The 22687-nt window shown below is 42.2% G+C and carries 14 protein-coding genes; 12 read left to right on the plus strand and 2 right to left on the minus strand.

Annotated elements, in window-relative coordinates; translation table 11 throughout:
• Window positions 1-189 precede the first annotated feature (189 nt).
• On the minus strand, window positions 190-1044 hold the full coding sequence (locus tag AB6D58_RS22510) for a WYL domain-containing protein (protein WP_102393891.1): 855 nt from the start codon (window positions 1042-1044) through the stop codon (window positions 190-192).
• Window positions 1045-1265: 221 nt separating this feature from the next.
• On the opposite strand from AB6D58_RS22510, the gene AB6D58_RS22515 reads away from it, so the two are divergent.
• The 12 genes from AB6D58_RS22515 (at window position 1266) to AB6D58_RS22570 (ending at window position 22014) form a co-directional block, all read left to right on the plus strand.
• On the plus strand, window positions 1266-4925 hold the full coding sequence (locus AB6D58_RS22515; protein ID WP_372154881.1) for an ATP-binding protein: 3660 nt from the start codon (window positions 1266-1268) through the stop codon (window positions 4923-4925).
• On the plus strand, window positions 4922-5560 hold the full coding sequence (locus AB6D58_RS22520; protein ID WP_102321023.1) for a hypothetical protein: 639 nt from the start codon (window positions 4922-4924) through the stop codon (window positions 5558-5560). The genes AB6D58_RS22515 and AB6D58_RS22520 overlap by 4 nt, the downstream gene beginning before the upstream one ends.
• A gap of 209 nt (window positions 5561-5769) precedes the next feature.
• Window positions 5770-6858, plus strand: coding sequence for a hypothetical protein (locus AB6D58_RS22525; protein ID WP_372158558.1), 1089 nt, complete (start codon window positions 5770-5772; stop codon window positions 6856-6858).
• A complete protein-coding gene (locus AB6D58_RS22530) occupies window positions 6855-7700 on the plus strand; it encodes a hypothetical protein (protein WP_372158561.1) in 846 nt (281 codons plus the stop codon). Before AB6D58_RS22525 ends, AB6D58_RS22530 begins: the two co-directional genes overlap by 4 nt.
• A gap of 325 nt (window positions 7701-8025) precedes the next feature.
• Window positions 8026-9672 carry an N-6 DNA methylase gene (locus tag AB6D58_RS22535; RefSeq protein ID WP_372158564.1) on the plus strand — a complete coding sequence of 549 codons (1647 nt, stop codon included), beginning with the start codon at window positions 8026-8028 and terminating at the stop codon, window positions 9670-9672.
• Window positions 9662-10975 carry a restriction endonuclease subunit S gene (locus tag AB6D58_RS22540; RefSeq protein WP_372158566.1) on the plus strand — a complete coding sequence of 438 codons (1314 nt, stop codon included), beginning with the start codon at window positions 9662-9664 and terminating at the stop codon, window positions 10973-10975. Before AB6D58_RS22535 ends, AB6D58_RS22540 begins: the two co-directional genes overlap by 11 nt.
• Before the next feature lie 169 nt (window positions 10976-11144).
• Window positions 11145-12827 (plus strand): SWIM zinc finger domain-containing protein, encoded by a 1683-nt coding sequence (locus AB6D58_RS22545; protein ID WP_102398486.1) that lies wholly within the window; start codon window positions 11145-11147, stop codon window positions 12825-12827.
• A gap of 132 nt (window positions 12828-12959) precedes the next feature.
• Window positions 12960-16256: a type I restriction endonuclease subunit R gene (locus AB6D58_RS22550; protein ID WP_372158569.1), complete on the plus strand. Its 3297-nt coding sequence runs from the start codon at window positions 12960-12962 to the stop codon at window positions 16254-16256.
• Between the two features lie 12 nt (window positions 16257-16268).
• Window positions 16269-16664 carry a (deoxy)nucleoside triphosphate pyrophosphohydrolase gene (locus AB6D58_RS22555; RefSeq protein WP_102393898.1) on the plus strand — a complete coding sequence of 132 codons (396 nt, stop codon included), beginning with the start codon at window positions 16269-16271 and terminating at the stop codon, window positions 16662-16664.
• 12 nt (window positions 16665-16676) lie between these two features.
• Window positions 16677-18452 carry a DNA/RNA helicase domain-containing protein gene (locus AB6D58_RS22560; RefSeq protein WP_372158572.1) on the plus strand — a complete coding sequence of 592 codons (1776 nt, stop codon included), beginning with the start codon at window positions 16677-16679 and terminating at the stop codon, window positions 18450-18452.
• 95 nt (window positions 18453-18547) lie between these two features.
• Entirely contained in the window at window positions 18548-20632 is a 2085-nt protein-coding gene (locus AB6D58_RS22565) for an McrB family protein (protein WP_372158575.1), read from the plus strand.
• 5 nt (window positions 20633-20637) lie between these two features.
• Window positions 20638-22014: an McrC family protein gene (locus tag AB6D58_RS22570; RefSeq protein ID WP_372158578.1), complete on the plus strand. Its 1377-nt coding sequence runs from the start codon at window positions 20638-20640 to the stop codon at window positions 22012-22014.
• A 110-nt stretch (window positions 22015-22124) separates the two neighbouring features.
• Here the strand turns inward: AB6D58_RS22570 and tnpC are convergent.
• On the minus strand, window positions 22125-22687 hold a 563-nt coding region (gene tnpC / locus AB6D58_RS22575; protein ID WP_372158581.1), incomplete at its 5' end, for an IS66 family transposase.

A 22687-nucleotide genomic window follows, 5' to 3' on the forward strand; every position in this document is an offset into this window, starting at 1 on the left:
TTGATCTTATTCTTCGTGCTGAAGGATTAGAATGCGGTGTTCATGACACGCTTACAAAGCATTCAGCAAGGAGCGTATATTCATGGATCTTTACACCATAAATACAGTCAGCCCTAGTTTCGAGTAGACAGGTAATGTTCCATCTAGAACATCACCAATCTTATCGGGCTGTCTCGAACGAACCTTGATTTATCTAGGTAGACTTTCGTCAAAGTGAGCAGTCAATTGATAGGCTTCTGGTTGTTCTTTTAGCAGCTTTTGGTCTTGTATGACGCCCATACGTCGCAAGTAATAACTGACTAAAGCTCCACGAGTTACTATTTCCATCTTCTTGTTTTTCATAGCGTAGTCGTCAGCAACAACAACTTGTTGTTGCTCAGACAAGTAAGGATTAGGTGTAATCGTTAACTTAACTTGATGGTTCCAGTTGTCATCATGTTCTCGCATTTTTGGTGACTTATCCATTAAGTCAGGTTCGTTCCTAAAGCGACTTAACACGAAATCTCGAAATTCATTTTTCTCTTCACAATATGCTCTTACATGCCACCTGATCCCATCATAGACTAAGCTGTGAGGCGCAATAATTCGACCTCGAACCTCAGGTGTAGAGAGCGATACATAGTCAATATCGACTCGAAGGTTAGCCCTTGCTGCCGCAATTAATCCTCGAACAATGCTTGGTGATATAGCCCTTTCAGGAACGTTCAATACGGTCGATTGAGCTTCCCCCCAATTAAAGAACTCGAAGGTCTCTTCTTGGTTATATTGCTGATGAAGCATAAGTAGATACTCATGAGCAGTGCCTTGAGTAAATAAAGGCTTAAAGTTGTCTGCTGGCCTATAGCCTTTAATTGTTCTATCCAGTATCAATTGACCTTGGTCAGTTAAGCTAATGTACTTGTTGATATCCCTGGAAGCTTGTTGTCTCCCTATGTGAAAAGCATCACATAGGTGATTTGTCGTCAGTCGACCCTCCCAAAGAGCAATTATCTCAATTAGTCGAAATCGTACTTGTTGGTCCCATTTGATATCTGCTTGATTCATGTTCGTGCTCATAAATGTTACATGTTGATGTATACAGTATATACATGTAGCAAAAAAGTACATATATTTATTATGGATATTGAGAAGGGCAGGAAAAGTCAGGAATCTTTACTGTGAGAGAGTCGATGGTATTGAAAGCTGTAACCTGATTTAGTGGCCACAAATTCAAACTGGTTGATTTTCAGTCAAGAAAAACAACATAACTCGAGATAGATACGATGATGTATGCCGGATTGACCAAAGTTATCGCAATAAATTCTTATCAGAAAAACAAGATGTTTTCTGAGTATTCTTTTGACGCTCCCACTCAGATCACTGGCGGTAACGGAGAAGGCAAAACATCACTTTTAAGGCTCATTCCGTTTTTTTATGGGGCGACTGGCACGCAGATCGTCAGGAAATCGAATGTCAATAAGCCCTTTGCCGAATGGTATTTACCACACAACAACAGTTATATTGTTTTCGAGTACATTACTGCTCGTGGTCAAGTTGCTCATGTCATTTGTTATCGAAACCTTAGTACTAAAGGTGGCATTGTTTACCTTTTCGTTAAAGGTCAGTTTGAGCAGTCAGTGATCATTAAACAAGACAGCGAAGATAAGCCTTACGCTATCGGCTGTACAAAGCTGGCCGCGGAGCTGAACGCTAACGGCTTAGAATACGAGTCGCGTATTACTAGCGTCAAAGAGTACCGCGAAATTATCCAAAATATTAATGCAGGGAATTTGAGCAATCAGTTCCTGAGCTACTCTTTGTGCTCTGGTCGTCATGATGTCCGTCACATTGAAAAAATCACAGCGGCGTTGATTCAAGGTGAATTCAATATGGCCGACACAAAGGCGCTTTTCCTGGATATCCTCGAGCAAGGAAATAGCACATTAGAGTTTGGTGTGGATGCAAACAGAATTGAACAATGGTGTGATGACTACAACGGCCTAACAGCGTTCCTAGCCAAAAAAGAAGCGTTCATTGAAGCTATTGCGAACAATAAGCAGATTGCCTATCTAACCACTCAGCTCGCCAATGCCTTAACAATCATTCGTGAAGCCTCTGAAAGCCTTGATGAATCTCTTAAGAAAACCGAAATCGAGCGCTCAGATTTTCTTGAAAACAGTGACAAGCAGATTGGCGAAATTAATCAAGATAAGCTTGATAAAGAGGTTCAAAAGAGCGCTCTTCAACGCTCTATCACAAGTATTAACTCTGAGATCGAAGTACATCACAGCAAGCTTATAACATACGAAAATAGTGGTTATCCAGAACTGTCCGTTAAGCTAAAGCAATTGCCAGAAATGGAAGACAGGGTGGCACAACAAAGACAAAGTTACGCCGATCTTGAAACTAAGGTAAATGATGCGAAAGCAAAGTATGAGAAAGACAAACAAAACCTTGTTAGTAAGTTCAATAAAGAAAAGTCTGACCTAACAGAGCAAAAACTTGATGCCGAGAAAGAGTGCAAGGTTAAAAAAGACAAGATAGACGATGTATATCAGCCACAGTTAAAGGAACTGACCCAAACCCATACGATTTTTACAGCGGATAAATCTCAGGCTCTTATGGAGCATAGGGCTGAACTCGCTACTCAAAAGCAGCGACTAAAGAACCCAGATATTGATGAGTTTCTCATTGAGCAGAGAGAGCAGTTGGAGTCTGAGAAGGACAGATTACAAGAACAAGTAGACACGTTAAAACACACGACAACTTTGAGTGAGAAGGAAGGAGTCAACTTACAAACTAAACGTGAAAAACTACTCGAAAGATTAGAGGCCACTCGTCGAAATATGCGCGATGCCGAAACCAGGCTGAAAGTAGTCAGTAACCGATTAGACCCAGATTCAGGAACCTTGTTCTCGTTCCTGGAGGCTAATCGACAGGGGTGGCAAAGCTCTCCACTTGGTCGTGTTCTCACCGATGAGCTTTTGATGGACACGACACTCACACCATCAATGACTGAAGATTCAGGTTCAATGTACGATTTATATATCGATACGAGCAACCTAGCAGATTGTAGTGTCACCAACAAAGCTGATGTGGAAGAGCAGGCTCACTTGATGGACCGTATCGTTGAGCTTGAAGACGCAGAGGCTGATTTCAATAAGCAAATTTTGAAAAATGATTTTGCTGTTAAGCAGTCAACGCTTGAGTTATCACGATTACGCAATGAACTGCGAAACGCTGAGGGTGACCTATCACAAACTAAGGTTAACCTTAAAAACAAGAAAATAGAGATTGCCCGTGCAAAAGAGGGCTTAGTCGAAAAAATTAATATAAACATCAAATCGATTGAGAAAGCTATAGCCCTGATTGATAGGGAAATCTCAGTAACGCTTGAACGTTTTGAAGAAGCAAAATTAGAGCTAAACAACGACAGGCTTACTCAAATTAGCAATGTTGAATCATCACTTGATCTCACGATCGGAGCTATAGATGAACTACTGGAAAAAAGTACTCTGACGTTGGGCGAGAACAAACAGCGCATCAAAACGGAGTATGAACAGCGGTTGAGTGATCAAGGTATTAGCGGTGAAATCTATCAACGCTACAAAGAAGAAATTGAATTGCTTGATAATGAGATCAAAAACTTAAAAGTGAAGTCTCATAAAATCAAAGAATACGAGATATGGCTTGCTGTTTATGAAGTGGATGATCCTAAGAGACGTGACGATCGAAATACTAAGGTCAAAGAACTTGAAACGGTGCATCAAGAGTTTGAATCTTTTGAAACTAAACTGAAAGAGTTGAGAGCCAAAGCTCATCGAACCAAAAAAGAGTTTGATGAGAAGCTCTCTATCTTGAGAAACCACAAACAGCGAGCTGACAGTGCAATCTCTCGCCTAACTAACTATGTGATGTTTGAGGGCGAAGAAGGCAGCCAAGAAGCGCTCGATTATAACGGCGATTTAAATTCACTCTTGAGCTATGTAGAGAGCAAACTCCCGGAGTTAGAGAGGCTTACTAAGCTACGTAAAAAAGATATACAACAGATGGAAACTATCACTCTCAACCTTGGTGACGGGGAGCTGTATCGTTTCTGGAATGAAAGCAGCCGAAACGCCATTACAGAGGATATTGTTGCTAGTGACTCTAAGCGAATAGATATTCTAGAAATCATCATGAATGACATTATTCCTCAGGTGACCAGCATAACAATTGAAAGCGCGGTCAACATGGGGCGTATGCTCGTTGACTTCAAGCATCGGCTACTCGGCTTCGACCGTGACATTAAGAAACTTGGTCGTAATATCTCTGAACAAGTAAAGCTCAATAACACGTTCTCGGTGGTTGGTTCTATTGACATTAACGTTGAAAGTTCACTTTCCAAACTACAAGGTTGGCAAGATATTATTAACTTCTCTGAGATTTACGAAGAGTGGGATAAAACGGGCTCTGCTGAGCTACCAACCAAAGAGTTTTTCAACGCTTTAAGCACACTGACATACCATATTAGTGCCGAGAAAGTTAAAAAGCCTACTGAGCTGTTTGACATCAAATTTGAAGTCATCGAGAACAACCAGCGTAAAACGGCCAAAACAGATAAAGATATGCGTGATTTGGCCAGTAATGGTACGAACTTGCTCATTCAATCCATGTTGTATTTAGCACTTCTGACACAACAACGTGGAGCAAGTCGACTATCAATAACTTACCCAACCGATGAGATTGGTAAGCTGACGGCAGAAAACCAAGCCAAACTGCTCAAAATGATGGGGGCACATAACTTCAATGTTATCGCGGCTCAACCCGATGGCAATAATCGTACGGCCAACTTATTTAAGTATCTGTATCACTTAACGCCTTACAAGAACATTTTCAACAAACCTAAAGTAAGCAAACTTGCGTTAGCTAAAGCCGCTGAAACTAGCACAGGAGTAGAAGCATGAAGCCAGTATCACAAGTCTTAGAATCTCTACTTAGTGGTAGCTTTATCTGCCCAGCAACGGATCGTGAAGCTTACAAGACGCTTAAAGAGGATCGTACACGCCGAGAAATCAATCAAGCGTTGACTCTTATGGGGCGCGAGCTCCAATGTACGAGCAGAACCAGCGCCTATTATGTTACCTATAAAAGTATCGACGACCACAATCGTCGTCAGGTGACCGCGTTGATGAGTAATGTACACGGTATCATTCGACCTGTGGTTAAGTTCGTAGCGACAGTCAGTGAGGCTGCTCAAGTTGAAGCTGTGATGGTTGGTGGTGATGAGTTAAATGTGCCTGTGCTGAGTGCGCAAATCCAATCGTCTCCTAGCTTGATGGAGAAACTCGATAGTATTTATCGACTTCCAAAAGTGAGTCGGAAAAAAGTGCGTGACAGTGCAGCGGATAAACTCAATGTAGTTGTCGAATTTCTGGTTAAAGAAGGGGTGGCTCATTTAGTAAACAAAGAGCGCCAACTCTATGTGATGACGGGAAAATTAGACTTTGTCTACGAGGTGCTCGATTTCATCGATACGCATGAAAAGATCGTTGAGACAGTTAACAAAGCAAACGAGAACCAAGGGGAGTTCGACTTTTGATGAGCCCTCAAAACAATGGGAAACATGGTGGTGTTAACCACATGCTTCGCTTAATCAGCCAAGCAAAGGACACATTAACGCATGTTTTTGAAAATGGCACGATACGTGAGACTCATTAAAACGCCAATGACCTACGTAAATTAAAAGAAGCCCGTGTTGTTATCGTGACAAGCCGCGGCTACCGCGTGCACCCTAAGATGGAAGCATTGATGAACTACTTCCTTGAAACGGAAGCGAGTTCATTTCTTGGGACTCAACATGCTGAGCGCATTCCAGAAATTCAGAGCTTAGCGCAAGAATACCTGGAAGCTAAATTAAATGGCAAAAGAGAACAAGAGGCGGATAGGTTTAATAGCCTTGAAGGTGTGGTTTATGAAATCACAATGGACTTGCAAGAGTCTTGTCGTCGCTTAAGAAACCGTATCAGTTATGATTTTGGCTATGGCCATACGCTCGCTCAAAAACAAAAAGAGAACCAAGTTGCTATAGAGCAAGCTGAAAAGCTTGTTACTGGCATGAAAGCTTTCTCTTTTAAGTTGTTGAGTGAAATGGCTGGAGATAACTCAGAGCTCAACACCTTGTTTTGTGCTGAAATGCACAGTGCGATTCGTAGTTGCCAACAAGAGCTCGGATCTATCCTAATTCAACTCCGAGCTTTGATGCTGAAGTATCGTAACCGCGAACGCGATAAGGACCTGATCAATGCCTTTGATCGGTTTATTGATCAAGAGCCACACTGGACACCAAGTGACGATTTGATTTTGCCTGATGAGGTAGCAAAGCACGATGGTATACCGATGTTTTGGCTTTCAGAGCCGTTACAATTTGCGCATCACCCAAATCCTGATGATATGGACCAAGAGCCGGAATTGGCTGATATTGTTGAAAAAATTACGGCACAGCCTGCAGAACAAGAAGAGCTTCCGGTTGTTGAAGAAGCTGAGCGACGAGAATTGACTCTTGATGTTGAAATACAAGAGCTGATTGAAGCGGACATTGATTCTCATTGCGATACCTTTTTTGCTGAAGCCTTTATTGGTAAGGGAAAAACCAGCATTTCCGCTTTGGAGTATTACGAGCAAATCAATAGTGACTTACCGGAAGATCTTGACCAGCTCACTTGCGCTAAAGACGTGTGGCTATTTAGCGTGCTTAATTTCCATAGTTCAATGCTTCCCGAAGATAGCAAAGGCTTTACCGTTGAGCCTATCGGGTCTTATACCTATTTAGCAAAAGGTAGCAATATAGGTTACGGCAACCTTCACTTAGAAGATGTGTCTATAGCGAGGAAACTGTGAGTAGAATTATTGATGATATAACGGGTAGTGATTTATATCGGTTAAAGCAACTCTTCTCTCCTGCGAAGGTTAATGAAGGTGCCAGTGTAGCGCTGAGTGGCGTGTTTGATACTTTTCATCGCGACTTTAGTGTTGGGAGCGCCAGAGGAGAACATTTGCAGCTGACGCCTAGAGATATACGTCAAATTAGGAAGGTGATTAAAGATCAATCTGGTTTTGATCTTTTAACTGATCCCATCCCTAATTCTCGAACGGATATGGCTCAGTTCTTTCCTAACGAGAAGTTAAGCTCAAGTCCTGTCAAAGACAAGGTCATTAAAGTTTATGGGATTTTGTCCACGAACATAAATGGTAAATCATATGACTTACAAGAGGGCATGAACATTGAGGTAGCTCTAAGTCATTTGACGAGCATTGAGCACAGCCAAGTTGTGATTGTTGAAAACTATGAAGCATTTTCTAAGTTTAGATTAGTACAAACCGACATAGGGCCTAACCCTCTTATCGTTTACCGGGGGGATAAGGACACGGGAGTAATCTCAAAAGAAATTGCGTTGGCTTTTCCAGGCGTAGAGCTTATAGCTTGGTTTGATACCGATCCTAAAGGTATCTCTTTAGCTTTATCATCGGGAGCGACTTATATGCTGCTACCAAATTTATCAACAGATACTCTCAAAGAACATGGTCGCTCAGACTTGTTTGCAGACCAATACCAAAACTGGGAGCGTGTCTCAAAATTTATCCCCCCTAAGTTAGAGTCCATAATGTCTGAACTGGGAAAAGGGATAACCCAAGAGTCAATCATGGCAAATCAAATAGCCGTAAGGTTACACCAAATTTAGTCACGTAAAAGTCGAGCTCCCCTATAAGTGCGGAGATAGGCATGTTTACCTTGGGGTAATCAATCAAATGTTGTGAAGCTCATGCAGAGTGCCTACAAGACTGTTAAGTGCTGCTAATCTAGCCACTAAATTATTTATAAAGATTAAACGAATTTTTTGGCTTTTTTAAAATGCTCGATCATTTGGATATTTCCTTACCTTAAGGCACGTAAAAAGCGCCTAAAATCGGAGCTTTATCAATTCAACTCATTCAATTTCATATATAATCGCCCTCAATAGTCTGCGCTTGAAAGCAGAGTCCTACATTATTCGAGTAATTAACAACATGGCAAAAGCACCCGCTAACAAGAAACCTGCTTCAACAGCTAAGCCCGCGTCAAAAGCTAAAAAAACAACCAAAGGCTTTGAAGAGACCCTTTGGGATACCGCTAATCAGTTGCGTGGTAGTGTTGAGTCATCTGAATACAAACACGTGGTATTAAGCCTTGTGTTCTTAAAGTTCATCAGCGACAAGTTTGAAGCACGCCGCCAGAAGATGATAGACGACGGGCAAGAAGCGTTTGTTGAGATGAAAGAGTTCTACCAACAAGACAACATCTTCTTTTTACCAGAAGATGCGCGTTGGTCATTTGTTAAAGCGCGCGCTAAGCAAGATGATATCGCCATCATCATCGATACCGCTTTATCGACTATCGAAAAAAACAACCCTAGCTTAAAAGACGCCCTGCCAGACAACTACTTCTCGCGCCAAGGTTTGGAAGTGAAAAAGCTGGCGTCACTTATCGACAGCATTGAAAACATCGACACGCTGGCAAACGAATGTGACATGAGCGAAGAAGACTTAGTCGGTCGTGTGTACGAATACTTCCTAGGCAAGTTTGCAGCAACCGAAGGCAAAGGTGGTGGCGAGTTCTATACGCCTAAGTCAGTGGTAACACTATTAGCTGAAATGCTAGAACCCTTCCAAGGTAAGATCTACGATCCGGCTTGTGGCTCGGGCGGTATGTTTGTTCAGTCTTTAAAATTCATTAAAGAGCACGAAGGGCGCACCAAAGATATTGCTATTTATGGTCAAGAGTTGACCTCGACCACTTATAAACTGGCGAAGATGAACTTAGCCATTCGCGGTTTATCTGGCAACTTAGGTGAACGTGCAGCCGATACCTTCTTTGCTGACCAGCATAAAGACTTAAAAGCCGATTACATCATGGCGAACCCGCCGTTTAACCTTAAAGGTTGGCGTAATGAAGCCGAGCTAACCGATGATGCGCGTTTTGCTGGCTATCGCACACCGCCAACAGGTAATGCCAACTACGGTTGGATTTTGCACATGCTCTCGAAGCTAAGTGAAACAGGTACGGCTGGTTTTGTATTAGCGAACGGCTCAATGAGTTCAAACACGTCCGGCGAAGGTGAGATCCGCCAGCAGCTTATCGAGAACGATCGCGTTGAATGTATGATTGCTCTGCCGGGGCAGCTGTTCTTTACTACGCAGATCCCTGTATGTATTTGGTTTATCACTAAAGACAAAACCGAGAACACCACTAAAGGTTTCCGTAACCGCCAAAAAGAGACGCTGTTCATTGATGCCCGTGAGATGGGTACCATGATTAGCCGTACCAATAAAGAACTGACCAAAGACGATATCGCTCTAATTGCCGACACTTACCACGCTTGGCGCTGTGATGACGCAGAACTCAAAGCGCGTATTGAACGTGGTGATGGCAAAGTAGAGAAGTATGAAGACCAAGCAGGCTTTAGCAAATCAGCGACCATTGCAGATATTAAAGCTAATGATTTTGTGCTGACACCGGGCCGCTATGTCGGCGCAGCTGAAGTAGAAGATGACGGCATTCCATTTGAAACCAAGATGAGTGCGCTTTCACAAACTCTATACAGCCAAATGAATCAATCTCAAGAGTTGGATAAAGCGATTCGCCAGAACTTGGAGGTGTTGGGTTATGGGGAGTGAGTGGATTGATGCCAAGCTAGGCGATTATATTGATTCATGTCTTGGCAAGATGCTTGATAAGAATAAAAACAAAGGCGAATTTTATCCATACCTTGGTAATAGCAATGTACGCTGGGGGGCGTTTGACTTAGATGAACTAGCTCAAATGAAATTTGAGGACCATGAGCATGTACGTTATGGAATCAAAGCCGGGGATTTAATCGTATGTGAAGGTGGAGAGCCTGGACGTTGCGCCATATGGGAAGATGATCTTCCAAATATGAAAATACAGAAGGCATTACATCGAGTACGAACTCTAGATGGACTTGATAGTGAGTTTCTTTATTACTGGTTTCTATTGGCGGGTAAAAAAAAACTTTTAGATGCCTATTTCACAGGAACAACGATAAAGCACTTAACTGGTAAAGCCCTAAAAGAGATACCGATAAAGATTCCGCCTTTAAATCATCAAAAGCAAGTTGCAGTATTATTGAGAAGTTTTGATAAAAAGATCAAAATTAACCGTCAAATCAACCAAACCCTAGAACAAATGGCACAAACACTGTTCAAGTCTTGGTTTGTCGACTTCGACCCTGTGAAAACCAAAATGAATGGCGAACAGCCAAAAGGGATGGATGCTGCTACAGCGTCACTTTTCCCAGAGAAGCTCGTTGAGTCTGAGTTGGGGTTGATTCCTGAAGGTTGGGAAATCCATAAGACCCAAGATTTATTCGATGTTAAGGATGGTACACACGACTCTCCGAAGAAAGCTGAAGAAGGCCATTACCTAGTTACTTCGAAGCATATTACCAAAGGCAAAATCGACACATCTTCGGCTTACCAGATCAGCGATGCGGACTTCGAGAAAGTTAACCAGAGAAGTAAGGTCGATACATTCGATATTCTACTGACGATGATCGGGACTGTCGGTGAAGTAGTTGTGGTTTACGATAATCCTGTTGAATTTGCTATCAAAAATGTGGGTTTGTTTAAAACGTCTCAAAAACCTGAGTTAGTTTGGTTGTTCTACTGGCACCTTCAGAGCTTCAAAATGAAGCATTATCTCGAAGCTAGAATGGCAGGAACGACTCAGCAGTACCTGACTCTCAAAACTCTTCGTACGATTCCAGTTGTTCTTCCATCGGATGAACTATTGGCTAAATTTAATGAAGTGCTGTCTCCTTTGATGGAAAAGATATCTGACAATCACAAGCAAAGTCATACACTGTCAAACCTACGAGACACCTTGCTTCCTAAATTGCTTTCTGGCGAAATCGACTTAGAAAACCTGCAAGTAGAACAAGCTAAGGCGCTGGCAGAGTAACCTTTCGTCATTCCAGAAAGTGAGGGACGAACTTATCAGGAATCTCGTTTTTGGCGGTGGTAAAAAGCGAGATCTCAGATACCTCGCGCCTCGGTTCTGAGATAACGAAGGTGGGAATTAGATGAATCCGAAATAGAACAAAGCAAAGCGTAGGTGGAACCATAATATAATGAACGCAACTAATACTCGTGAAATCGACATTTCTGAATTGACGACACTGTGTGAAACAAGCACTTTGCAAAAAGGCATCTTGCTTTCACGCAGTGGTGCAGTACGCAAGCTTAACCTTGTTGGCAACACCGCGACCGCACAGGTCAAAGGCAGCCTCAATTATCAAGTGAGCCTCGATTTCACTGGCGATCTGGTTGGCACTTGTACTTGCCCTGCGGCGCAATATCAAATGTTGTGCAAGCACGGCGTGGCGGTTGCCCTTTGCCTACAAGACCAAGAACAAGCTTTAAACCAAAGTAGTGAACGAGATACCATAAAAAATCACCTGCAAAGCCTTGGTGAAGAGGCCATGGTAGAGATGCTACTCGAATACCTAGAAGAAGATGAGTACACATGGAATGCACTGCTGACAAAAATTGAAATACGCGAAAAGCCAGCCGTATATGGCGAGCTGAAAAAGTTGGTTACCCAAGCCTTACCGCGAGAACAGCTCTGGGATTGGCGAGAAAGCCATGATTATTTCAACTCAGCAGAAATTCAATTGAACATGATCATTGAATCAATGCAAAGCCTTAACGCCGATCATCAATGGAAATTAATAAACTACCTTGTTGAACGGTTGAATAAGGTGCTAGAGCAAATTGATGACTCCAATGGCGATCGTTATGGCATTGAAAGCATGATTAACGAACACATGCCAAAGACGCTGGCAAAGCTTAATTGGAGTGAGCAAGAGAAAGCGCAGTGGATGTTTGAGCGTTTGACCCATTACGAATTTGACGTATTTCCTTCGATTGAAGAGAGTTTTGGAGCGATTTGGCAATCTAACACCCACTTTCTAACCTTATGCCGCCAAGCGATAGATCAAGCATCGCAAGATGAGAGTAGCTGGAACTTACGCTCATGGGCAGTTCCGTTAATGAAACACAGCTCCGATTGGCGTGAAGTGGCGGAAATTAAACAAAAAATAGCACGAACGTGTCGAGATTATCTTGAAGTTGTTGATATGTTCATTGATGAGCAAGAGCCGTTAGAAGCTGAGTTTTGGTTAGCTAAGGCGAAAAAAATGGCGAGTGATTATGAACTTCGTGCGTGCGAACAAGCTCAATTCCGTCTTTATGTTGAACTAGGTGAAATCCATTCTGCATGGGTATTAGCTAACCGTTTGTTAGAACAATCACCAAGCTTTCAATATTATCAACAGTTAGCGAAGTTTAAAGCCAATTACCAAATTGATGATGTTGAATTTTTCTCCCGCACTGAACTGCTACTTGCCAATGCCTATCAACAACCAGACCGCTATAATCAAGCTTCTGATCGTACGGATGCCTTGGTTCTGTTCTATATCGATAACCAGCAATTAGACAAAGCGTGCGAATGGGTTGCCGAACATAAAATATCAATACAAGGACTTATTTCGCTTGCCGATCATATTGTGGATGATAAACCTGAAAATACGCTGGATTATTATCTGCGAGCAGTCTCATCTTATATCGAACAGACCAATAATACGGCTTACGATCAAGCTTTAGAGTTACTTCGACGTTTAGAGAATATGCTGAAATCGCATCCTACTCAATTGGCGACATTTTATAGTCAGGTGGCGCAACTCGCTACCACGTACAAGCGTAAGCGTAATATGTTCGCTTTAATTCAGAAATATTATTCAAAATATATCTGATTCTGCGGAGGTGACAAGATCTGCGGTGTTGAGAAAATGGAACAAAGCCCGAAACCGAGTTACTACAAAACAAATTTAAATAACTCAATTTAGAAAACAACAAACAACGTCAAACAGCAGTAGGAAAAGGCGATGAGCTTAAAATTTACTGAAGCCAAACTCGAACAGGCCATTATTGAGCTATTGGGTGAGCAAGGCTACCCACACGTAGTGGGTGAACAAATAGCGCGTGAAGACAAAGAACAAGTACTCATCTTAGATGACTTACGCCGCTACCTTGCCAAGCAGTACCGAGGCGATGCTATAACCGAGAGCGAAATTGACACCATTGTTCGTATGATCTCAACGTTGCCTGCCAGTGATTTATACCATAGCAATAAAACCTTCTGCCAATGGCTAACCAATGGCTTTCTGTTTAAGCGTGAAGATCGCTCAAAGAAAGACCTCTATATTGAGTTAATCGACACAAGACATTTGGCACAAGCCTTACGCCTAATGTTTGTCCCGTTGCTAGAGAATAAATCTAAATCAGATAATACTGATAGAGAAGTTGCAGAGGGTAATGTTAGTTACTTAGAAACATATCGCCTAGACCCGACTGATACCAATATCTATAAAATCGTTAACCAGCTAGAGATTGAAGGTGTCGATGAACAAGTTCGAATCCCTGATGGCATCCTTTATGTGAACGGCTTACCGCTGGTGGTGTTTGAATTCAAAAGTGCCGTGCGAGAGAAAGACGCGACCATCTTTGATGCATGGAAGCAAATTTGCGTTCGTTATCGCCGTGATATTCCCAAGCTGTTCGTCTACAACGCGATGTGCATCATCAGCGATGGCGTGAACAACAAAATGGGCAACCTGTTTGCGCCGTATGAGTTTTTCTACGCGTGGCGCAAAGTAACGGGCAACGAGTCTACCGAAAAAGAGGGTATTAATTCCCTCTACACCATGATTGCCGGGTTGTTTAACCAAACTCGATTACTTGATGTAGTGAAGAACTTTGTCTTCTTCCCTGATACCTCTAAGAAAGAGATAAAAGTCTGTTGTCGTTACCCGCAGTACTACGCAGCGCGTAAGCTTTACTACAACATCGACAAAGAACGTAAGCCATACGGTAGTGGTAAAGGCGGTACTTACTTTGGTGCAACAGGGTGTGGTAAGAGCTTTACCATGCAGTTTCTATCTCGCCTATTGATGAAAAGCATCGATTTTGAAAGCCCGACCATTGTACTTATTACCGACCGCAACGATCTCGATGACCAGCTTTCTAAACAGTTCTGTAATGCCTCTGATTACATTGGTGATGAGATGGTGGTGCCAGTTAAAAGCCGTCAAGATTTAAGAGATAAGCTACAAGGCATCAAGAGTGGTGGTGTGTTCCTGACTACCATTCATAAGTTCACCGAAGACATCGAATTGCTTTCAGAGCGTACAAACATCATCTGTATTTCTGATGAAGCGCACCGTTCACAGGTCAACCTCGATAAGAAAGTGGTGATCAAATATCAAGATGGTGTAGCCGTCGATGTGAAAGAGACATACGGCTTTGCTAAGTATCTACACGACTCTCTGCCAAGCGCGACTTACGTTGGTTTCACCGGAACGCCGATAGATGCCACCCTTGATGTATTTGGTGATGCAGTAGACAGCTACACCATGACAGAATCGGTTAATGATGAAATTACGGTTCGTATTGTTTATGAAGGCCGAGCAGCCAAAGTCATTCTTGATAACAGCAAGCTTGAAGAGGTAGAGAAATACTACCAAGCGTGCGCAGAAGCTGGCACCAATGAACATCAGATAGAAGAGAGTAAGAAAGCTACTGCCAATATGAACGCGATTCTTGGCGACCCTGACCGTATTGAAGCTTTGGCGAAAGACTTTGTTGAACATTATGAAGGGCGAGTTAAAGAAGGTTCTACGATAAAGGGCAAGGCGATGTTTGTCTGTGCGAGTCGTGAAATCGCGTTTGATTTTTATAAGCAAGTCAAAATCTTAAGGCCAGAATGGTTTGAGGAAAAGCTATCAATTGATGGCGTCGAGCTGACTGATAAAGAGAAAGAAGAGTTAAAGCCACTTGCGATGGTGCAAATGGTGATGACGCGCGGTAAAGACGATGACCCTGATCAGTACAGCCTGCTAGGGACCAAGGAATATCGAAAATCGCTCGACCAGCAGTTTAAGAGTCCTAAGTCGAATTTCAAAATAGCCATTGTAGTCGACATGTGGTTAACAGGTTTTGACGTTCCTGAACTGGATACTATCTACATCGATAAGCCGTTGCAGAAACACAACCTGATTCAAACTATCTCACGTGTTAACCGTAAGTTTGAAGGCAAGGCGAAAGGGCTCGTTGTCGATTACATTGGTATCAAGTCACGTATGAATCAAGCCTTAGCAATGTATTCAAAGGCTGATGAGACTAACTTTGAAGATATTCGTTTTTCTGTCATTGAGGTGAAGAACCACCTCGATCTATTAAGACAGATGTTCCACAAGTTCGATACGTCAGGTTATTACACAGGAGAGCCGTGTAAGCAGCTGGAGTGCCTTAATCAGTCGGCAGAATACATCCTTCAAACCAAGAAAGGCGAAACCCGATTCATGGCTTTAGTGGGCCGTATGAAGGCGGCTTATGATGTTTGCTGTGGTAGTGAATTGTTATCTCAGCAAGAGCGTGACCAAATTCACTTCTATATCGCAGTGCGCTCTATCATCTTTAAGCTAACCAAAGGTGATGCACCAGACACGGCACAAATGAATAGACGTGTTCGTGAGTTAGTGGCAGAAGCACTTCGTGCCGATGGAGTAGAAGAGATCTTTACGATTGGTGATGAGCACGCCGAAGCTATCGATATTTTTGACGAAGATTACCTAGCTCGTATCAACAAGATTAAGCTGCCAAACACCAAGATTCAGTTGCTTCAAAAGCTGTTAGAGAAGGCGATAAGTGATTTTAAAAAGGTCAACCAGCTGCAAGGCATGAACTTCTCTAAGCGCTTCCAATCGCTGGTGGAGCAGTATAACGAACGCCGTGAAAATGATGTGTTGAATGGCGAGGAGTTCGATACCTTCTCTCAAGAAATGACGGACATTATCTTTGATATCGTGAAAGAAATGGGCTCGTTTGAAGACCTAGGTATCGACCTAGAAGAGAAAGCGTTCCTCGATATCTTGAACCACATGCGCAAGAAGTACGATTTCACTTACGACGATGACAAGATGCTCGAACTGGCGAAGGAAATGAAAACTACCGTAGACAATGTCGCCCAATATCCAGACTGGGCAGGGCGCGATGATATCAAAGCCAAGTTGAAAGTGGATTTAATCTTACTGCTACACAAATACGGCTTCCCACCAGTAGCCAATGATGATGTTTACAAAGGCGTGCTAGAGCAGGCTGAGAATTATAAGAAGAATAGTTAGGGGCAAGTGAATATGGTTAAAAAAATAGAAGTAGTAGCGGCCATTATTCAACATGAAGATAAAACTTTGTGTGTTCAGCGCGGTCCTTCAAAGTTAGCTTATATCCATGAGAAGTTTGAATTTCCCGGCGGGAAAGTGGAAGTAGGTGAGCAGAGAGAAGAAGCCATTAAAAGAGAGTTGAATGAAGAGCTGCATCTGAATATCGAACATGTAGATTATTTCATGACGGTTGAGCATGCTTACCCTGACTTTCATATCACGATGCACGCTTATTTATGTCCTGTCGAAAACCGAAAGATAGTACTTACTGAGCATATTCAAGCATTGTGGTTAAATCTCGATGAGCTAACTTCTTTAGATTGGGCTGCAGCTGATGTTCCCATCGTTGCAAAGTTGCAAGCAAACTGAAGAGGACCGTGAATGACTTATTGCTATGCAAATAGGATTGATGTCTTTCTTCAAGAACAAGAAGAAAACTGGTTGGCCAACATGTGTTCTGAGTTTTGTATTAACTTCCCTGGCTTAGAGCTCGGTGAACTTCAGAAACGAGCTTGGGTTGATTGTTTTCATCATCTTCAGAAAGAACTCTCCAAGCGTGCCCAATCTGATGGCTATGTTATTTTTGAGTATGCTCTACCAATGGAAGGAGGGCGTAGGCCTGATGTTCTGCTTCTAGTCGAAAATAAGCTATTCATTTTAGAATTCAAAATGAAGGATCGCTATCAGCGAGCGGATTATGATCAGCTGTGCGGCTATTATCGAGATCTCTGTAATTACCATCATGAAAGCGCCGAGCTAGAGGTGATTGCCGGTTTGGTTTTGACTCAATCCACCGGTAAATTAACGGATATCGAAAGTAATATCTCAATCCTATCTAGCGATAAACTCAAAGCCTTTCTTGATAAGTATTTAACGGGCGCTCCTACTAACACTGATTTAAAACAGTGGCTTGAATCGCCCTATGCACCATTACCTAATCTAGTAGATGCAGCGGTAGAGATATTTCAAAACAACCCAATAGAAGAACTAAAGAGTGCTAAGAGTGCAGGGATTTATGAAGCGCTTGATGAGTTGGATAAAGTTACTGCTTGGGTTGAGAGCGAAGGAAATAGAAATCGGGCGAGTGTATTAACCCTGGTTACTGGTGTTCCTGGAGCAGGGAAGACGTTGCTGGGTTTGGAGTTTGTACATCGGAACAAAAGAGGTCAGTTTCTATCTGGGAATGGCCCGCTGGTAGATGTCTTGCAATATGCTCTTGATGACAAAACGTTTGTTCGCGCGTTGAAAGACTTTAAACGCGAATACATGAAGCCACGTACAACCCCTCATACTAATTTGGTTGTTTTTGATGAAGCTCAGAGGATGTGGGACGAAAATAAAAACAAGAATTACCAAATGTCGGAGCCTTCTTGCATCATCAGGATCGCAGATAAAGATAAAGATAAAACGCCTTGTCACTATGTCGCTCTAGTTGGAGAGGGACAAGAGATTTATGTAGGTGAAGAGGTGGGTATTTCTCTTTGGTGTGATGCTTTGAAAAGTAGTGAAGAGCCTTGGATTGTTTTTTGCCCACCAGCGTTAGAGCATCATTTTCAATTCATGAGCAGTAATCGTGTTCGAGTAAACCCATTGCTAAATTTAGATCAGTCTTTACGAGCTCATAGCGCAAGTTTATATCCTAAGTGGGTGGAAGGTGTTTTGAATGATAAGCCGGATGTTGCGCTGGCTAAGCAGACGATTAAAGACGGTTTTAATATCTATCTAACCAGAGATTTGGAAAAAGCCAAAAGATACTGTCTCAATAGATATCAAAACACCAACAAGAAGTATGGCTTGTTAAGTTCGTCAGACAACATCAAGTATAACAAACAACCATTGGGCCCATGGTTCCATGATGACGTTCGTTCTTCGACATCGTGTTGTAGTTTCCAGCGCACAATTAGTGAGTTTGATTGCCAGGGGTTAGAGCTTGATATGCCAGTGCTAATCTGGGCGAAAGACTTTCTCTACAATGGCAGTGGCTGGGTTCTTCATAAAGGCAATAGAAATGTTCAAAACCCTTTTCAAATAAAGCTTAATAGTTACCGAGTACTGATGACAAGAGGTAGAGATGGCGTAGTGTTTTATTTCCCTCAAGAGGCACTGTTCGACCAAACTTACGAATATTTCTTAAGTGCAGGTGCACAATGCCTATAAAGGCAGCAATCATTCAATCAAAACTATAGTTGTGTTTATCAAAATCCTGTTAGAACAGGACAAAGCAAGAATAATAGTAAGGAAAGAGGCTAGGTATGGACGTTTCAAAGCGGTCAGTTGAGGATGCCGTAACTCAGTTGAAGCAAGATGGTTATTACGAAAAGGACTTTCATCACTTTGTTGAAATTGACGGCAATTTGTATCCAGCAAAAAGACTCTACAGTGTGATTTTTGATGTCCACCACAGTCAGTGTCATACGTCTGAAGCTGAGAGGTTTTTTGAAAAGCAAGGGTATAAATTAGTCAACAAAGACCCACTACAAACTATCCCTAATATTTGGAAAGTTTCCCATGGTTTCAACGAAATATCTGAAAGCGTATCCCAATGGCTAGACGAAAATAACTATCTAGCTGTACATAGCGAAACAGCAAAAAGTCAGGGCAGTCGTTTTATCAAGGAAGTCAAAGTTAGTGATATCGTAAGCCTTTCTCGCAGCGGTTATTTAAAGGCCTTGGTACGAGTCACTGGAGAGGCTATGTTCGATGATGAATCTCCTTTAGATCATGGTTGGAGGTTTCGAAAGTATGAGTTAGTCCGTTCTTTGTCAGAGTTACAAAAGTACGCAGGCCCAAGTAAAGGTTGGGCCCCAAGCTATAACAGTACTCTTGCAAAGGTATACCAGCAAAAACAAGACCTAAAGCTATTTGAAGAGAGCATTCTGCAACCATACTACTCGATGAGTTTAGATGAACTGAGAGTTAAGCATGATAGTGAGAAGGAAAGCCAAATGAACCATGAATATAGTAGTCACAGTATCATCTCTCCGCTTAACCAAATTTTGTATGGGCCGCCAGGCACTGGTAAAACCTATCATACTATTGAAGCCGCAGTTCAAGCCGCTGATCCTGACTTTTACGCCAGCATAAACATTGATCCTGAAACCGGTGTATCAGAAGAGCAAAGAGGCTCACTAACGAAAAAATACAAAGCACTGACTGCCGCTGGTCGAATTCGTTTTGTCACATTTCATCAAAGCTATGGGTATGAAGAGTTTGTGGAAGGACTCAGTGCTAAAACAGAAGGCGGTCAAATTTCTTACTATGAAAAAGAGGGTGTATTTAAGGCGCTCTGTGAAAAAGCTAAGGACTACCAAGAAACCAAAACCACGGATGAGAAAGATGATTTTGATACATTGTGGGGGCGTTTTTTAAATAGTTTATCTGAACTGGAAGAGGGCGTTCGAGTCGACACAGTTCGTACGTTTTTCATAGTGACTGATGTCGATAACAACACAATTCGCTTCGAAAAAGACAAAGGCGAATCAACTCATTCTTTGAGTGTAAAAACCTTAAAAGACATCTTTCATGGTGCTCGAGTGATTAATGGAGGATTGAACCCTTACTATTCTGCTTTGATCAAGCATTTAGAAAAGCTTGCGCATAGTAAGCGCGAAGTCAAAACAGAACGCCAAAACTATGTATTAGTTATCGATGAGATCAATCGAGGTAATATCTCAAAAATTTTTGGTGAACTGATTACCTTGATTGAACCTTCTAAGCGCAAAGGTGCGCAGGAGCCGCTAGAAGTCACCCTACCTTATTCTGGTGATACTTTCTCAGTACCAGATAACTTATATATCATTGGCACTATGAACACGGCAGACCGTTCATTGGCAATGATGGACACTGCATTACGTCGTCGTTTTGATTTTAAAGAGATGATGCCAAACCCCAAGCTTTTTGCTGATAAAGAAGTTAAGGGCATCAATTTATCTAAATTGCTAGAAACACTAAATAAGCGAATTGAAGTTCTCTATGATCGTGAGCATACGCTCGGTCATGCTTTCTTGTTCCCTGTTTTCAATGAGGTTGATGAAGGCAAGGCGTTTATCGAGCTACAGTCAGCATTTGAGAACAAGATAATCCCACTATTGGAAGAGTATTTTTATGAAGATTGGAGCAAGATTCGTTTAGTCCTCGGTGACAGTTTGAAACAAGACGAGGGATTACAATTTTTGCAAAGAACAGAAGACTTCTACAGTGAGTTATTTGGCCCTGAACATGGATTAGAGTTGTATGAGGATTGCAAAGTGACATACTCATTCAAGCCTTTTGGTGAAGGGACTGTTTGGCAAAACCCGGCAGCGTTCAAAGCTATTTACGCAAAAGATAGCGAGTAAGGCTAGTGAAAGCCAAACAAGAAATTACTCTCTTTGAGTATGACTGTTTAGTGAGTGAAGATGTGCTGAAAGATCAGACTGCATCTTCACACGTTCAAGCTATCTCTATATCAGCTTATCAATATCTCAAGCAGCTTTGCTTAAGTAATGAGAATGAAAGAAATCTTCTTCAATTACGTCGTCGAAATGGTATGGAAGTTCTGCAAGTTCAAAACTATGCAGGAGTTATGTTCACGCCAGATAAAACGCAAATTGAAATCTTGCCTAAAATCGGAAAAGGCTTCACAGATGAAGGTAGTGACAACAACTATGATGACGCTTATGTGAAAGCTCGGCACACACTACTAGTAATGTTACGTGCGTTGAAAGGTTTATCACATATTCAAACCTCGAATGCTAATATTACTCGCCAAAGAATGCCGTTGTTAGAGGTATTTATAGGCCAGTTCTTACAGTCGGTGAACACGCTCCTAAAACGTGGCTTAAGAAGCGACTATGTACGTAGGGAAGACAATTTAGGTTTCTTAAAGGGGAAGCTGAATGTAGGAAAACAAGTTAGGCATAACTCCATTAGTAAGCATAAATTTTACTGTGAGTACGATGAGTTCTTACTCGATCGTCCCGTAAACCGGTTAATGCATAGTGCTCTAAAACGAGTGAAAGGCTATACGCGGAGTGCAGAAAATCAGAAGTTGTTACAAGAGCTAGACTTTGTATTTAATGAAATACCAGAGAGTAAGGACTACAGCGTTGATTTTTCGAAAGTCAGGCTTGATAGAGGGATGAGTTACTACCAAATACCTTTAGACTGGTGTCGACTAATCTTAGAAGGCTTTTCTCCACAAACGATGAAAGGTGGTGCTAACGCAGCTTCTCTTTTATTCCCTATGGAGAAGGTATTTGAAGACTACGTTGCTAAAGTTTTAAAAGAACAACTAGCGGTCAGTCATCCTAAGCTCAGTGTTAGTACACAAGTTACTGGTGAGTACCTTGCCCGTTATGACGGTAGAAACAAATTCAGTTTACGCCCAGATTTGATTATTAAGGAAGGGAGCTCCAATCAAGTCGTGCTCGATACGAAGTGGAAGCTTCTCAATACCAAGTTAAGTAATTCAAATATCTCCCAATCGGATATTTACCAACTGTTTGCTTATGCAAAAAAATACCTTGCGGATGATGAAAGTGGTCAGGATGTGGTGCTGATTTACCCTAGCCAAGACAACTTTGATGAAGCACTGCATTTCCCCTTTGAGTTGGGAGGTGGGCATCAGCTTTGGGTCGTACCATTCGATATATCAGAGAAGAAACATACGGGCATCAGATGGCCACTAGATTTCAATTTTACCTCTAGAGCGGAAGTCTCTCAAAGGTCACCTAACTAATGTGGTTCCTTGAAGTCACAAAGGTATACATTTTCGCGAGTAATTATAAATAAGGCATACCAATGAGATTTCTTAAAAGTATCCGCCCCATGAACCCACGGGGCGACTTGTCAGTGTTTGAAGTTCCAAGGCAGGAGTGCGTCGATATCAGGCTCAGCTTTCGCCAGCTCTTTCATGCACTTGACCATGTAGTCGTAGAGGATAAGACCGTTGGCTTTCGCGGTCTCGATGATGCTGTAAAGCATCGCGCTCGCATCAGCACCGTTTGGTGTGTTAGAGAACAGCCAGTTCTTCCTGCCAATGACCAGTGGTTTAATTGCGCGTTCAGCGCGATTATTATCAATAGATAAGTGACCATCGTCGATATAACGAATAAGCTTTGACCACTGCCCAAGCGTGTATTTTATCGCTTTGCCTAGTGGGCTAGAGCCTATCACCTTCTGGGTTGTCATCCATTGGTAAAGCTCATCCAGTATCGGCTTTGCAAGCGCTTGACGCTCTGCTTTTTGCTCTTCGGCAGGCGCACCTTTTAAGCGTGATTCTATCCCGTAGAGTTTTTGGATTTTAGCCAGCGCCTTATCAGCCTTGCCCGATTTACCTTTCCCTTGAAGCTTTTTAGCATCCATGAACTTGCGACGAGCATGCGCTAAGCACCCTACATTGGTGACGTGAT

Origin of the sequence: Vibrio sp. 10N.239.312.D08, assembly GCF_041466145.1 — a bacterium.
In the GTDB taxonomy this organism is placed as follows: Bacteria; Pseudomonadota; Gammaproteobacteria; order Enterobacterales; family Vibrionaceae; genus Vibrio; species Vibrio crassostreae_C.